Raw genomic sequence first — 15,072 nt, forward strand, 5'->3', positions numbered from 1 at the left:
CTGCTGCTCATGTCGAGGACGACCGTACGTGCCGCCACCGACAAGGTCGTGGACCGTGCGGTCCGTTGTGGACGACGTCACGACGACGCGTCGTTGTGGACGAGCCTACCCGAACATCTGTTCGATCGAGGTGTGGCGCGCTGGGCGTGTCGCGCGGGTCCCACGACGCCGGACTCTCAGCGCGGCGGCGGTGCCTGCCGGTGCCGGTCGTGGCCCCACCGCTGCTCGAGCGGCACGTCGAGCGCGTCGCACAGCGCGTGCCACACGTCGCGCGGCTCCGCGCCGTCCGCGAGCGCCTCGGCGGGCGTGCGGTCGCCGAGGGCGGGCAGCACCTGCTCGCGCACGAGCACGCGCCCGTAGGCCGACCCGAAGACCTCGTCGACGAGCTGGGAGAAGTCGGAGTAGCGCACCCGTCCACCTTCGCACGCCCGGCGCGGTGTCGGTGCATCGGTGCAGGATGGGGCGGTGGCCACCTCGACCGACCCCCTGGCGGGCTTCAGCGCGGCCACGCGGGAGTGGTTCTCCGGCTCGTTCGACGCCCCCACGGCGGCGCAGGCGGGAGCCTGGGCGGCGGTCGGCGCCGGCGACCACGCGCTGGTGGTCGCCCCGACCGGGTCGGGCAAGACGCTCGCCGCGTTCCTCTGGGCCGTGGACCGCCTGCTGACCGCTCCGCCGGTCGAGGCCGCCCGGCGCTGCCGCGTCCTGTACGTCTCCCCGCTCAAGGCGCTGGCCGCCGACGTGCAGCGCAACCTGCGCGCGCCGCTGACGGGGATCCGGCAGGCGGCGGCCCGTCGCGGCGAGCCCGCGCCCGAGGTGACGGTGGGGATGCGCACCGGCGACACCCCGGCGTCCGAGCGCCGGTCGTTCGCCGCGCGCCCGCCGGACGTGCTCGTCACCACCCCCGAGTCGTTGTTCCTCGTGCTGACGTCGGCGGCGCGCTCGGGGCTGGCGGGCGTCGAGACGGTCGTGGTCGACGAGATCCACGCGCTGGCCGGGACGAAGCGCGGCGCCCACCTCGCCGTCAGCCTCGAGCGCCTCGACGAGCTGTTGGACCGGCCCGCCCAGCGCATCGGGCTGTCGGCCACGGTCCGGCCCGTCGAGACGGTCGCCGGGTTCCTCGGCGGCGGCCGCACCCCGCAGGACGGCGGGCGGGACGTCGTCGTCGTGGCACCGCCGTCCACCAAGCGCTGGGACCTGTCGGTCGCCGTCCCGGTGCCCGACCTCACCGACCTCGGCGAGCCAGCGGCGTCCGACGACCTGACGGGCCCGGCCACGGCACCCGCCCGGCAGGCGTCCGTGTGGCCGCACGTCACCGACCGCGTGGTGGACCTGGTCGCGCAACGGCGCTCGACGCTCGTGTTCACCAACTCGCGCCGCTCCGCGGAACGCATGACGGCGCGGATCAACGAGACCTGGGCCGAGCGTCAGGGGCTCGGCGCGGCCGACCCCGGCGCCGACCAGCCCGCCACCGCTCCGGGGCAGTCGGGGACGGCGTCCGCGGTGCCCGACGACGCCCCCGTCCTGGCCCGCGCGCACCACGGGTCGATGAGCCGGGCCGAGCGCACCCGCACCGAGTCCGAGCTCAAGGCCGGCACCCTGCCCGCCGTCGTCGCGACGTCCTCCCTCGAGCTGGGCATCGACATGGGGGCGGTCGACCTCGTCGTGCAGGTGGGCGCCCCGCCGTCCGTCGCGAGCGGGCTCCAGCGCGTCGGCCGGGCCGGGCACCAGGTGGGCGCGGTGTCCCGGGGGGTGGTGCTGCCGACGCACCGCGGCGACCTCGTCCCGGCCGCCGTCGTCGCGCAGCGGATGCTCGCGGGAGACATCGAGCCCCTGCACGTGGTGTCCAACCCGCTGGACGTGCTCGCGCAGCAGGTCGTGGCGACCCTCGCCCTGGAGGACCGCGGCGCCGACGACCTGCTCGCCCTCGTGCGCAGGTCCGCCCCGTTCCGCACCCTCGGCGACGCCACCTGGCACGGCGTGCTCGACATGCTGGCCGGGCGCTACCCCAGCGAGGAGTTCGCCGAGCTGCGGCCCCGCATCGTGTGGGACCGCGCGACGGGGCGGCTGTCGGCCCGGCCGGGCGCCCAGCGTCTCGCCGTGACCAGCGGCGGCACGATCCCCGACCGCGGCATGTACGGCGTGTACCTCGCGGGCGACGACGGCGGCCGGGGCGGCAAGCGGGTGGGCGAGCTCGACGAGGAGATGGTCTACGAGTCCCGCGTGGGCGACACGTTCACGCTCGGCTCGTCGACGTGGCGGATCGAGGACATCACGCCGGACCGGGTGCTCGTCACCCCGGCCCCCGGGCTGCCCGGCCGGCTCCCGTTCTGGAAGGGCGACGCGCCCGGCCGTCCCGTCCCGCTGGGCCTCGCCGTCGGCGCGTTCCGGCGCGAGGCCGACGCCGCGCTCGCCGCCGACCCCGCCGCCGGCACGGCGTACCTGCGCGAGGCGGGCCTCGACGCGTGGGCGGCCGACAACCTCGCCGCCTACCTCACCGAGCAGCGCGAGGCGACGGGCCGCGTGCCCGACGACCGCACCCTGGTCGTGGAGCGGTTCCGCGACGAGCTGGGCGACTGGCGCGTCGTGCTCCACTCCCCGTACGGGGCGCGGGTCCACACGCCGTGGGCGCTGGTGGTCGCGGCCCGCCTGCGCGAGCGCCTCGGCGCGGACGTCGCGGCGATGCCGTCCGACGACGGGATCGTCCTGCGGCTGCCCGGGGACTCGCCGTGGGACGTCGAGCAGGCCGTGACCGAACCGCAGATCACCGCCGAAGAGCTGCTGGTCGACCCGGACGAGGTCGACGCGGCCGTGCGCGCGGAGCTCGGCGCGTCGATCCTGTTCGCGGCGCGGTTCCGCGAGGCGGCCGGGCGCGCCCTGCTGCTGCCGCGGCGCCGCCCGGACCGCCGCGCGCCGCTGTGGCAGCAGCGTCAGCGTGCCGCGCAGCTGCTGCAGGTCGCCTCCGGCCACCCGGAGTTCCCGATCATGCTGGAGGCGGCCCGCGAGTGCCTCCAGGACGACTTCGACGTCGCGGCGCTGCGCACGCTCATGGCCGACCTGGCGGCGGGCCGGGTGCGCCTCGTGGAGGTCACGACGCCCCAGCCGTCACCGTTCGCCCGCTCGCTGCTGTTCGGGTACACGGCGCAGTTCCTCTACGACGGCGACGCCCCGCTCGCGGAACGGCGCGCCGCCGCCCTGACCCTGGACCCCGATCTCCTCGCGGAGCTGCTGGGCGAGCAGGGCGCCGCCGACCTCGCGGACCTGCTGGACCCGGACGCCGTGACCCGGACCGAGCGCGAGCTCCAGGCGCTGGCCACCGACCGGCGGGCCAGGGACGCGGAGGCCCTCTGGGACGTCCTGCGCCGCACCGGCCCGCACGCGCCGGCGGACCTCGTCGCCCGGACGGTGGCGGAGCGCTCCGCCGACGTCCCCGGCTGGCTGGCCGCCCTGGAGCGGGACCGCCGCGTGCTGCGCTTCCGGCGCGGCGGCGTCGAGCAGTGGGCGGTCGTCGACGACGCGGGGCGGCTGCGCGACGCCCTCGGCGTGGAGCTCCCCGCGGGCCTCCCCGACGAGGTGCTCGACGGTGTCGCGGACCCGCTCGGAGACCTGGTGCGTCGGCACGCCCGCACGCACGGTCCGTTCACCGCGACGGAGGTCGCGCACCGGTTCGGGCTCGGGCAGGCGGTGGTCGCCCGTGCGCTGGCGATCCTCGTCGACGCCGGGGTGCTGGTGCGTGGTGCGCTGCGTCCGGAGGTGCTGGGCGGTACCGGCGACGAGTACTGCGACACCGGCGTGCTCCAGGTGCTGCGCCGCCGTTCGCTGGCGGCGCTGCGCTCCGAGGTGGAGCCGGTGGAGCCCGAGGCGCTGGGCCTGTTCCTGCCCCGGTGGCAGGAGGTCGGCACGGGTGCGCTGCGCGGGACGGACGGACTGCTGCGGGCCGTGGAGCAGCTCGCCGGGGCGGCGGTGCCGGCCTCCGCGCTGGAGACGCTGGTGCTCCCGGCCCGGGTGACCGGCTACTCCCCCGGGCTGCTGGACGAGCTGACGACGACCGGCGAGGTGCTGTGGGCCGGGCACCGCCCCCCGGCCACGGCGGGAGCCGGGGACGGCTGGGTCAGCCTGCACCTCGCCGAGGACGCCCCCCTGACCTTGACGGCGCCCACGGAGCTCGACCAGGACGGGCCGCTCGACTCCGCGCTGCACCGCGCCGTGCTCGATCACCTGACAGGGTCGGGCGGGTACTTCCTGGGCCCGCTCGCCGAGGTGACGGGGCACGGTGCGGACGAGGTGCTCGAGGTGCTGTGGGACCTGGTGTGGGCGGGGCTGGTCACGAACGACGGCGTCGGTGCCCTGCGCGAACGCCTCGGGAGCCGGGGGCGGGCGCACCGGGCCCCGGCACCGGGCGGCCGAGCGCGGCCGCTGCGGCGCTCCCGGTTCGCCGGCACCCGGCCGGTGGTGCCGCGCAGCGGGGGTGGACGCTGGTCGGCGCTGCCCTCCCGTGAGCCCGACGCGACCGCGGCGGCGCACGCGCTGACCCAGGTGCTGCTCGACCGGCACGGGGTGCTGACCCGCGCGATGGCGCCGTCGGAGGGCGTCACGAGCCGGTTCCGCGACGTGTACCGCGTGCTCGGCGCCCTGGAGGAGCGCGGCGCCGTCCGCCGCGGGTACTTCGTGGAGCGGCTCGGCGGGGCCCAGTTCGCGCTGCCCGGGGCCGTGGACCGGCTGCGTGCGGACGCGGCCGAACGGGACCGGGTCCGCACCGACCCGGACGCCGCGCACCGCACCCTGCTGCTCGCCGCGACGGATCCCGCGAACCCGTACGGCGCGGCGCTGCCGTGGCCGGCGCCGCCCGACGACCAGAGCGCCGCGCACCGCCCGGGGCGCAAGGCCGGCGCGGTCGTCGTGCTCGTCGACGGCGCGCTGGTGCTGTACCTGGAGCGGGGCGGGCGCACCGTGCTGACGTTCACCGCGGACGAGCCCCTCCTCGCGGCGGCGGCCGCGTGCCTCGTCGACCAGGCGCGCGGGGACCGGCTCGGCCGGGTGACGCTGCGCGCCCTCGACGGCGTCGCCGCGCTGGACGCGGTGCCCGGGCGAGGTCCGCTGGTGTCCGCGCTGCTGGACGCCGGGTTCGTGGTGACCCCGCAGGGTCTGCGGGTGGGTCGCTAGGCTGGGTGGGGCCGGGGACGAGGAGGTGCCGTGCCGGAGGGTGACGTGCTGCGGCTGACGGCCGCGCGTCTGGAACGGGCGCTGGCCGGGCGGCCGCTGGCGCGTGCCGACCTGCGCTGGCCGGGTGCGGCGACGACCACGCTGACCGGGCGCACCGTCGTGTCCTGCGTGGCGTACGGCAAGCACCTGCTCACGCGGTTCGACGACGGCCGCACGCTGCACACGCACCTGCGGATGGAGGGCGAGTGGCGGATCACGCCGGCCTCGGCCCCCGTCCCGCGCCACCATCTCGTGCGCGCGGTGCTCGGCACCGACCGGTGGACCTGCGTCGGCTGGCGGCTCGGGATGCTCGACGTGCTGCGCACGCGCGACGAACCACGCCTGCTGGCGCGGCTCGGTCCGGACGTCCTCGCCGACGACTTCGAGCAGGACGGCCTGGCGCGGGGCCTCGCGCTGCTCGCCGAGCAGGGCGACAGGCCGGTGTGCGACGTGCTGCTCGACCAGTCGGTGGTGGCGGGCCTGGGCACGATCTGGACGGCCGAGACCCTGTTCGCGGTGCGCCGCTGGCCGTGGACCCCTGCGGGCGCGCTCGACCGCGGTACGGCGGAGCAGCTGCTGCGCACGGCCCGACGGCTGCTCGGCACGAGCGTGCGGATCGGGAGCGAGCGCGGGCTCGGGCAGGTGCCCCGCGCGGTGCACGGCAGGCTCGGAGCCCCGTGCGTGCGCTGCGGGACCCCGATCCAGGTGGGGCAGGCGAACGAGCCGCCCTACGAGCGGCCGGTGTTCTGGTGCCCGGCGTGCCAGGCCCCGCAGGGCGCCGACGGCCGGGCGGACCCGGTCAGCCGACCGGCGTGAGGTCTCCGCGCGGCGAGCCGCCGCGGGCGTACATGCCCGCGAGGACGTCGGCCGGGATCGTGTCGGGGATCTGCAGACCCTCCGCGACCGCGATCCGGTCGCTCACCTCACGCAGCACCAGGGACAGCGGCACGTCGAGCGCCTCGCAGATGGACGCGAGGAGCTCCGAGGAGGCTTCCTTCTGCCCGCGCTCGACCTCGGAGAGGTAGCCGAGCGAGACCCTCGCAGCCGACGACACCTCGCGCAGGGTGCGTCCCTGACGCTGCCGCGCGTCACGCAGCACGTCGCCGATCTCTCGTCGCAGGACGATCATCTCGCGCCCCCTTCCTTCGTCGACCGCCCCCGGGCCGGGGGTGGCACTACCGTACCGCGACCCGAGCGGGGTACGTCGAGCGGGGCGCGCATCGATACGGGTTCGAGGCCTGTTCGCGATCACACCCTGCGCAACGCACGACGGGGGGTCCGTGTTCCCGGTGCTCCGCCCCACCCAGGACCCGCGCCCGGTCCGCACCGGTCCTTCACGAGGCGGCGTCGTCGACGACCTGCCGGGCGAGCTCCAGCACGGCGGCGACGGCGGCGGAGCGCACGGCCTGACGGTCGCCGGCGCAGGACAGCGTCCGCACCCTCGACCCGGTCGGGGCCACGACCGCCACGTGGACGGTCCCGGCAGGCACCCCGTCCTGCGGACCGGGACCGGCGACGCCGGTCGTGGCCAGGCCGACGTCCGCCCCGGTGCGCACCCGCACGCCGGCCGCCATCGCGAGGGCCACGTCGGGGTCCACCGCACCCCGGTCGGCGAGGAGCCCGGCGTCGACGTCCAGCAGGGTGGTCTTGAGGTCCGTGGCGTAGGCCACGACGCCGGCCCGCAGGACGTCGGAGGCCCCGGGGACGTCGACGACGCGTGCCGTCACGAGGCCGCCGGTGAGCGACTCGGCGACCGCGAGCGTCCAGCCCCGGCCTCGCAGGGCGTCGACCAGCGCGCGCGACGTCATGCGCCGGTGGCGCGGCGACGCAGCCGGACCGCCTGCACGACGTAGTCGACCCCGGTGACGAGGGTGACGACGATCGCCGCGACCATGACGACCCAGGCCATGACGGTCACTGCCCCGGGCAGCTGGTCGAGCGGCAGCAGGAAGATGCTGATGGCGGCGATCTGCAGGACGGTCTTGATCTTGCCGCCCCGCGAGGCCGGCATGACGGTGTAGCGCAGCATCGCCATCCGCATCACGGTGATGCCCAGCTCGCGCACGAGGATCACGGCGGGCACCCACCACGGCAGCTCCCCGAGCGGCCACCACAGCAGCACGAGCGCGGTCCCGGTCAGCGCCTTGTCGGCGATGGGGTCGAGGAGCTTGCCGAGGTCGGTGACGAGGCCGCGCGAACGGGCCAGGTGGCCGTCGACCCGGTCGCTCAGGGCGGCGAGCAGGAAGATCCCCGTGGCGACCAGCCGCCAGAGCAGGGAGTCGCCGTCGTCGATGAGGAGCACCGCGGCGAACACCGGGACGAGCGCGATGCGCGCCATCGTCACGTAGTTCGCGATGTTCCACGGCGAGGGGGCGGCATCGGTCATCCGGCCAGCCTACTGTGCGGTCCGCGACGACGACGCAGTCGCCGCCGACGGTACGCTCGGGCCGTGAGCGCCCCCCGACGACGGCCGACGCACGCCAGACCCAGACGCAGCACGCGCCGCGGGACGGTCGCCGTGTGCGTGGCGTCCGCGGCGTTCTTCGGCACGCTCGCCGCGTGCCAGCTCGCCGCCGGGGACCCGGCGCCCGCCGGGACGGTCACCGCCGCGGCCGGGATCACGGCGGCCAAGGTCGCCCCGCCCGACCCGGCCCCGCCGGCCGCGTTCACGGTGCTGGCGGCGGGCGACCTCCTCCCCCACGGCCCGGTCGTGGCGTCGGCCGACGGCGGCGAGGACTTCGCCGCCCTGCTGGACGGCCTCGACCGCTGGGTGTCCGGCGCGGACCTCGCCCTGTGCCACATGGAGGTACCGGTGGCCCCGCCGGGCACCGCCCCGAGCGGCTACCCGATGTTCGCGGCTCCCGTCGAGCTCGTCCCGGCCCTCGCCGAGCAGGGCTGGGACGGCTGCTCCACGGCGTCCAACCACTCCGTCGACCGCGGCTACGACGGGGTCGTCGCGACGCTGGACGCGTTCGACGACGCCGGGATGGGGCACGTGGGCACCGCCCGGTCGAAGGCGGAGAAGCGGGCTCCGCAGCTCTTCGAGCTCGAGCGCGCCGGCCGCACGATCACCGTGGCGCAGCTCTCGGCGACCTACGGGCTCAACGGCCTGCCGATGCCGTCCCAGGCTCCCTGGGCGGTGACGCTCATCGACGCGGACCGGCTCGTCGCCCAGGCCGAGAGGGCGCGCCGCGACGGCGCCGACCTCGTCCTGGTCAGCCTCCACGCGGGCGTGGAGTACACCGAGGACCTCACCGACCAGCAGGTCGACGTCGTGGCCGCCCTCGCAGGGTCCGGCGCGGTCGACCTCGTCATCGGGCACCACGCGCACGTCCCGCAGCGCATCGAGCAGGTCGACGGCGGGCCGCAGGGCGACGGCATGTGGGTCGCCTACGGGCTCGGCAACCTGCTGTCGAACCAGAGCGCGGACTGCTGCGACGCCCGGACCAGCAACGGGGTGCTCCTCGTGGCCGACGTCACCCAGGACCGTCCGGGGCGTCCCGCCCGGGTGACGGACGTGACCTGGACGGGCACCACCGTCGACATCGGCGCCGGTCATCGCGTGCACACCCTGCCCGACGTGCTCGACGGTGCGTCCGGCACGGGCCTGTCCGCCGAGGAGCTGGACGCCCGCCAGGACCGCGTCGTCGCCGCCGTCGGGGACGCGGCCGAGGAGCGGACGACGGCCCCGGAGCCGAGCGGGCCCGAGCCCGAGGTGGTCGAGCGCACGGACTGAGCCGGCACCGGCGGCCGCGCCACCCCGGAGGCGCCCCCGGGGGCGCCCCCAGGGTCAGCGCACCGGGTTCTCGGCGTCGGTGTCCGCGCCGTCGTGGTAGTCCGTCGCGACGGGCGGCCGCCCGGTGTCGGTGCCGTCGGCGTACCGGTCGCCGTCGCCGTCGTCGGACTCCTGGTCGTAGGCCTCGGGCGTCTCGCCGCGGATGATCGCGAGCGCGCCCGGCAGGTCGTCCGGCTGGACGAGCACCTCCCGGGCCTTCGAGCCCTCCGACGGCCCGACGATCTCGCGGGACTCCAGCAGGTCCATCAGACGTCCCGCCTTGGCGAACCCGACGCGCAGCTTGCGCTGCAGCATCGACGTCGACCCGAACTGCGTGGACACGACGAGCTCGGCCGCCTGGAGCAGCAGGTCGAGGTCGTCGCCGATGTCCTCGTCGATCTGCTTCTTCGCGGCGGCGGGCGCGGTGACGTCCTTGCGGTAGGTCGGCTTGAGCTGGCCCTTGACGTGCTCGACGACGGTGTGGACCTCGGACTCCGTCACCCAGGCGCCCTGGACGCGCATCGGCTTGGCGGCACCCATCGGCAGGAACAGGGCGTCGCCCTGGCCGATGAGCTTCTCGGCGCCGGGCTGGTCGAGGACGACGCGCGAGTCCGCGAGCGACGACGTCGCGAACGCGAGGCGCGACGGCACGTTGGCCTTGATGAGACCGGTGACGACGTCGACCGAGGGTCGCTGCGTGGCGAGGACCAGGTGGATCCCGGCGGCGCGGGCGAGCTGGGTGATGCGCTGGATGGAGGCCTCGACGTCGCGCGGGGCGACCATCATGAGGTCGGCGAGCTCGTCGATGACGACCAGCAGGTACGGGTACGGGGCGACCTTGCGCTCGGAGCCGGGGGGCGGCGTGACCTTCCCCGAGCGCACCGCCGCGTTGAAGTCGTCGATGTGCTTGAAGCCGAAGGCGGAGAGGTCGTCGTAGCGAGCGTCCATCTCCCGCACGACCCACTCGAGGGCCTCGGCGGCCTTCTTCGGGTTGGTGATGATCGGCGTGATGAGGTGCGGGATGCCCTCGTAGATCGTCAGCTCGACCCGCTTGGGGTCGACGAGGATGAGCCGGACGTCCTCGGGCGTGGACCGCATGAGGATCGACGTGATCATCGAGTTGATGAAGCTCGACTTGCCCGCGCCGGTGGCGCCGGCGACGAGGATGTGCGGCATCTTGGCGAGGTTGGCCACGACGTAGCCGCCCTCGACGTCCTTGCCGACGCCCATGACCATGGGGTGCTCGGTGCGCCGGGCCGCGGACGAGCGCAGGACGTCGCCCAGCACGACGGTCTCGCGGTCGGAGTTGGGGATCTCGATGCCGATCGCGGACTTGCCGGGGATGGGCGACAGGATGCGCACGTCGGCGCTGGCGACGGCGTAGGCGATGTTGTTGGACAGCGAGGTGATGCGCTCGACCTTGACCTTCGGGCCGACCTCGACCTCGTAGCGCGTGACCGTGGGGCCGCGGGTGAAGCCGGTGACCTTGGCGTCGACCCCGAACTGCTCGAAGACCTCCTCGAGGGACTCCACCACGCGGTCGTTGACCGCGGACCGCGTCTTGTGCGGTGCGCCGGCGACGAGGGCACCCTCGTCGGGGAGCACGTACACCGTGTCGCCGGACAGCATGGGCTGCTCGGCGCGCCCCCGCGGGGCCGGGCTGGGCTCGGGTGCGACGACGGCGCGGGGCGGGGCGGGCACGTCGGCCTCGGCCGCGGCGGGGACGCGCTGGGTCGCGGCGGCGCGGTCGACCTTGCGCTGCGACCCCGTCGCGGGCGACCCCGTCCGCTCGAGGGTGGCGGCCTTCTCGAACGCCTCGTCGCCGACGTAGGCGTCCAGCTCGGCGGCCTCGCGCGCCTCCCGGGCCGCCTTGCTCTCCCGCGGGGCGCGCTTCTTGCGGCGCCGCTTCGGAGCCTCGTCGCCGTCGTGGGCGGAGACGCCGTCGGCGAGCTCGAGCGTGTCGTCGCCCTCGTCCGGGTGGTGGTTGCCGGTCAGCCGGTCGTAGAGCCCGCGCAGCCGCTCGGGGATGCGGTGCACCGGGGTGGCGGTGACCACGAGGAGGCCGAAGACGCCGAGCAGCAGGAACAGCGGGACGGCGACCCACTGCGTGACGCCGATGACGACGGGGGTGGCGGCGAGGTAGCCGATGATGCCGCCGGCGTCCTGGACGGCGGCGAACCCGTCGCGCGGCGACGGGGTGTCCTCGGCGATGGCCACCAGCGAGCAGACGGAGATCACCAGGAGGCTCACGCCGATCGCGACCCGCGAGTTGGCGCCCCCGCGTTCCGGGTGCCGCATGATGCGCACGCCGATCCAGATCAGCAGCACGGGCAGGGCGACGCCCGCGATCCCGAAGGTCCCGGCGACGACAGCGTGGACGGCGGTGCCGAACACGCCGGGGATGCCCCACCACTCGCGCGCCGCGACGACGAGCGCGAGGGCGATGAGGAAGAAGGCGACGCCGTCTCGGCGGTGCTCGGGTTCCAGGTCTCTCGCTCCCTTGGTGATCGTGCGGGTGGCGGCCCCGAGCCCGTGCGCGACGCCCAGGTAGGCGCCCCGCACGACCCGGACGGGCCATGCCGGTCGGCGCGCCTGCCCGCGGGCGGGCGTCCGCCCCTTGGCCGACGTGCGACGCCCGCCGGACGACGCCGACGACCGCTTGGCCGGGGCGCGCCGGGCCGGCGCTGCCACCCCGGGGGTGCGCGCCGTCGTGGTCCGGGCCGACGTTCCGGTCCGGCTCGTGGTGCCGGGCGTCCGCCGGGCGGGGCTGCGCGTCGCCATGATGTTCTCACGGTACCCGCGCGCCCCTCGCCGCGACGGCAGGTCACGGGCGCGTGTCCGTGGTGGCGCACCTCACGCCGTGAGCAGACCGACCCCGAGCGCGACGAGCCCGGCGGCGAGCACGACGGCTCCCACGGGGAGCAGGACGACCGCCCGGTTGGGTCGTTCGCGCCCCGCACCGAGGGCGGACAGGAAGAACCCGGCGGGCAGGACGACCGCCGAGACGAGCACCCCGGTGGCGGCGAGCCACCACCAGAACCCGGTCAGCGCGGTCGCCCCGGCGAGCAGCAGGCACACGAGCCCGAGGATCACCAGCACGCCGGCGTGCGCGTGCCCGGCGCGGTAGAAGGACGTCTGGAACGCGGTGGCGGGCGCCCGGCCGGTGACGACGGCGACGAGGAAGGCCCCGCCGGACTCGATGGCGACGACGGACAGGACGACGATCCCCGCGGTGACGCGGGCGGCGTCGGACAGCTCGATCACGATGACCTCCGATGTTTACGAACAGTGTTATCAAACAGCGTTCGCAAACACCCGTCAAGAGGTTTAGGCTCGTGGCGTGGCCCGACCCCGCCTCCACGACGACGCCCTGCGCACCCGGCTGCTCGACCTCGCCTCCGAGGCCGTCTCCCGCGACGGCGAGCGCGGGCTGACCGTCCGCGCGGTCGCGGCGGCCGCGGGCACCAGCGCGTCGGCCGTCTACACCTTGTTCGGCTCGCGCGAGGAGCTCCTCGCCGCCGTCAGCGGCGAGGGGTTCCGCCGGTTCGCCGGACACCTCGCCGCCGTGCCCCGTACCGACGACCCGGCCGCCGACCTGCGCGCCCTCGGCGCCGCCTACCGGCGCAGCGCCCTGGCCGACCCGCACTACTACCGGGTCATGTTCGACCGCGGGGTCCGCCCCGGGGACACCGCTCCCCCGCCCGTCGAGCAGCCGACCTTCGTCGTCCTGCGCGACGCCGTGGCCCGCCTCGTCGCGGACGTCAGGGCACAGGACGGCCCGCCGCACGACGCCGGGAAGCCCGCCGGCCCGCCCGACCAGGACCACCTCGGCCCGGGAGCGGACGGCGTCGGGTCCGTCGCGGTCGGCCTGTGGGGCCTGGTGCACGGGCTCGTCTCGCTGGAGCTCGCGGGCCAGCTCCCCGGCACCGAGGCGGAACGCGCCGCCCGCTACGCCGCGGCCGCCGGCGCGGTGGGGCCCGCTCTCCTCACCCCCGCCACCGCCGCCTCGGGCTGACGCGGGAGGTCAGTCCGCGGGTGTCGTGCGCGCGGTCAACGACCGCGTCACCCCGAGCACGATCCGCGCCCACAGGACGGCCGCCGCGACCGTGGCGACGGTCGCGACGGCCTCGAACAGCGGCAGCTGACCAGGGTCGCGCGAGACGGACCACCCCAGGGCCGTCATGGCGGACTGGTTCGTCGACACCAGCAGGACGAGCCAGCACGCCCACCACAGGCCGGTCCCGCGGGCCTGCGTCCCCTGGGCGGCCGTGCGGACGTCCCGCACCACCTGGTAGGGGAACCACCACAGCACGGGTCCTCCGGTGGGGACGGCACAGGGGCCGCGCCAGGCTAGCTGGCACGACCCCTGTCCGGAAAGCCCTGTCCGGGCGGTTCGTCCGGTGTCAGGCCTCCACGACGACCGGCACGATCATCGGCCGGCGACGCAGGCGGCGGTTGACCCACTGCCCGATGACGCGGCGCATGACCTGCTGGAGCTGGTAGGTGTCCGTGGCGCCGCCGGCGACGGAGTCCTCCAGGGCGCGCACGACCTCGGGCCGGATCTCGTCGAACACCGCCGCGTCCTCGGCCATGCCGCGGACGAGGATCTGCGGGCCCGCGAGCACCTTGCCGGTGGCGGTCGACACGACGGCGAACACCGAGACGAAGCCCTCCTCGCCGAGCGTGCGGCGGTCCTTGAGCTCGTTCTCGGTGACCTCGCCCACCGACGAGCCGTCGACGTACACGTAGCCGCAGGGCACGGCGCCGACGACCGACGCCTTGCCGTCGACCAGGTCGACGACGACGCCGTCCTCGGCCAGCACCACCCGGTCGGCCGGGACGCCGGTGCGCACCGCGAGCGCCGCGTTGGCGACGAGGTGGCGCACCTCGCCGTGCACGGGCATGACGTTCTTGGGGCGCAGGATGTTGTAGCAGTAGAGCAGCTCGCCGGCGCTGGCGTGGCCGGAGACGTGCACCTTCGCGTTGCCCGAGTGGACGACGCGCGCGCCGAGCCGGGTGAGGCCGTTGATGACGCGGAACACGGAGTTCTCGTTACCCGGGATGAGCGAGCTGGCGAGGATGATCGTGTCGCCGTGCCCGATGCGGACGCGGTGGTCGCCGTTGGCCATGCGGCTCAGCGCGGCCATCGGCTCGCCCTGCGAGCCGGTGCACATGTACACGAGCTCGTGGTCCGGGACCTGGTCGGCCTTCTTCATGTCGATGAGGACGCCCGGAGGGACGTCGAGGTAGCCGAGCTCGGCGGCGATGCCCATGTTGCGGATCATCGAGCGTCCGGCGAGCGCGACCTTGCGGCCGTGCGCGTGGGCGGCGTTGAGCACCTGCTGCACGCGGTGCACGTGGGAGGAGAACGACGCGACGACGATGCGCTTCTCCGCCTGCGCGAACACGTTGTCCAGCACGGGGCCGATCTCGACCTCGTTGGTGACGAAGCCGGGGACCTCGGCGTTGGTGGAGTCGACCATGAACAGGTCGACGCCCTTCTCGCCGAGGCGGGCGAAGGCACGCAGGTCGGTGACGCGGCCGTCGAGCGGCAGCTGGTCCATCTTGAAGTCGCCGGTGTGCAGCACCGTGCCGGCGGCCGTGGTGACGGCGACGGCGAGGGCGTCCGGGATCGAGTGGTTGACCGCGACGAACTCGCAGGAGAACACGCCGACCTGGGCGGTGTCGCCCTCGCGGACGACCCGCAGCACGGGCCGGATGCGGTGCTCCTTGAGCTTGGCGTCGACGAACGCGAGGGTGAGCTGCGAGCCGTACAGCGGGATGTCGCGGCGCAGGCGCAGCAGGTACGGCACGGCGCCGATGTGGTCCTCGTGGCCGTGGGTGAGGACGATGCCGTCGATGTCGTCGAGGCGGTCGGCGATGTACTCGAAGTCCGGCAGGATCAGGTCGACGCCGGGCTGGTGGTCCTCGGGGAACAGCACCCCGCAGTCGATGATCAGCAGACGGCCCTCGTGCTCGAGGACGGCCATGTTGCGGCCGACCTCGCCGAGGCCGCCGAGCGCGACGATCCGCAGACCGCCGGCGGGCAGCTTCGGGGGGAGGGAGAGTTCGGGGTGAGGGTGGCTCACGTGGCCTCC

The 15,072-nt window shown here is 75.4% G+C and carries 12 protein-coding genes; 4 read left to right on the top strand and 8 right to left on the bottom strand.

The features are described from left to right. Positions 1–176: 176 nt before the first annotated feature. Positions 177–410 (bottom strand): DUF3046 domain-containing protein, encoded by a 234-nt coding sequence (locus I598_RS05065; RefSeq protein WP_068201835.1) that lies wholly within the window; start codon positions 408–410, stop codon positions 177–179. A 55-nt stretch (positions 411–465) separates the two neighbouring features. Between I598_RS05065 and I598_RS05070 the strand changes: the two genes are divergently transcribed. Beyond that, complete coding sequence (locus tag I598_RS05070) at positions 466–5,160, top strand: ATP-dependent helicase (RefSeq protein ID WP_068201837.1); 4,695 nt, start codon at positions 466–468, stop codon at positions 5,158–5,160. Positions 5,161–5,190: 30 nt separating this feature from the next. After that, complete coding sequence (locus I598_RS05075) at positions 5,191–6,015, top strand: Fpg/Nei family DNA glycosylase (RefSeq protein ID WP_068201838.1); 825 nt, start codon at positions 5,191–5,193, stop codon at positions 6,013–6,015. Here I598_RS05075 and I598_RS05080 read toward each other — a convergent pair. The 3 genes from I598_RS05080 to pgsA form a co-directional block, all read right to left on the bottom strand. Continuing rightward, positions 5,999–6,328 (bottom strand): helix-turn-helix domain-containing protein, encoded by a 330-nt coding sequence (locus I598_RS05080; protein WP_068201840.1) that lies wholly within the window; start codon positions 6,326–6,328, stop codon positions 5,999–6,001. The genes I598_RS05075 and I598_RS05080 overlap by 17 nt on opposite strands. 205 nt (positions 6,329–6,533) lie before the next feature. Beyond that, entirely contained in the window at positions 6,534–7,007 is a 474-nt protein-coding gene (locus tag I598_RS05085) for a CinA family protein (protein WP_068201842.1), read from the bottom strand. After that, entirely contained in the window at positions 7,004–7,585 is a 582-nt protein-coding gene (pgsA, locus tag I598_RS05090) for a CDP-diacylglycerol--glycerol-3-phosphate 3-phosphatidyltransferase (protein WP_068201844.1), read from the bottom strand. Before pgsA ends, I598_RS05085 begins: the two co-directional genes overlap by 4 nt. Positions 7,586–7,648: 63 nt before the next feature. Here pgsA and I598_RS05095 point away from each other — a divergent pair, with 63 nt between their 5' ends. Next, entirely contained in the window at positions 7,649–8,935 is a 1,287-nt protein-coding gene (locus I598_RS05095; RefSeq protein WP_232314266.1) for a CapA family protein, read from the top strand. A gap of 54 nt (positions 8,936–8,989) precedes the next feature. On the opposite strand, the gene I598_RS05100 is transcribed toward I598_RS05095, so the two are convergent. Together I598_RS05100 and I598_RS05105 are read right to left on the bottom strand one after the other, a co-directional pair. Continuing rightward, a complete protein-coding gene (locus I598_RS05100) occupies positions 8,990–11,755 on the bottom strand; it encodes an FtsK/SpoIIIE family DNA translocase (protein WP_083972898.1) in 2,766 nt (921 codons plus the stop codon). A gap of 72 nt (positions 11,756–11,827) precedes the next feature. Further along, positions 11,828–12,238, bottom strand: a complete 411-nt coding sequence (locus I598_RS05105; protein WP_068201846.1) for a hypothetical protein — start codon at positions 12,236–12,238, stop codon at positions 11,828–11,830. Positions 12,239–12,314: 76 nt separating this feature from the next. Here I598_RS05105 and I598_RS05110 point away from each other — a divergent pair, with 76 nt between their 5' ends. Further along, a complete protein-coding gene (locus tag I598_RS05110) occupies positions 12,315–12,989 on the top strand; it encodes a TetR/AcrR family transcriptional regulator (protein ID WP_068201848.1) in 675 nt (224 codons plus the stop codon). A gap of 9 nt (positions 12,990–12,998) precedes the next feature. Here I598_RS05110 and I598_RS05115 read toward each other — a convergent pair whose 3' ends face one another. Then, positions 12,999–13,286: a DUF4328 domain-containing protein gene (locus tag I598_RS05115; protein WP_068201850.1), complete on the bottom strand. Its 288-nt coding sequence runs from the start codon at positions 13,284–13,286 to the stop codon at positions 12,999–13,001. 91 nt (positions 13,287–13,377) lie between these two features. Next, positions 13,378–15,063, bottom strand: a complete 1,686-nt coding sequence (locus tag I598_RS05120; RefSeq protein WP_068201852.1) for a ribonuclease J — start codon at positions 15,061–15,063, stop codon at positions 13,378–13,380. Positions 15,064–15,072: the final 9 nt, after the last annotated feature.

Origin of the sequence: Isoptericola dokdonensis DS-3 (assembly GCF_001636295.1) — a bacterium.
In the GTDB taxonomy this organism is placed as follows: domain Bacteria; phylum Actinomycetota; class Actinomycetes; order Actinomycetales; family Cellulomonadaceae; genus Isoptericola; species Isoptericola dokdonensis.

Excerpts from the sequence above, each read along its gene's own strand:
- I598_RS05100 (WP_083972898.1), bottom strand. The coding sequence starts at position 11,755 with ATGGCGACGCGCAGCCCCGCCCGGCGGACGCCCGGCACCACGAGCCGG.
- I598_RS05080 (WP_068201840.1), bottom strand. The coding sequence starts at position 6,328 with ATGATCGTCCTGCGACGAGAGATCGGCGACGTGCTGCGTGACGCGCGG.
- I598_RS05085 (WP_068201842.1), bottom strand. The coding sequence starts at position 7,007 with ATGACGTCGCGCGCGCTGGTCGACGCCCTGCGAGGCCGGGGCTGGACG.
- pgsA (WP_068201844.1), bottom strand. The coding sequence starts at position 7,585 with ATGACCGATGCCGCCCCCTCGCCGTGGAACATCGCGAACTACGTGACG.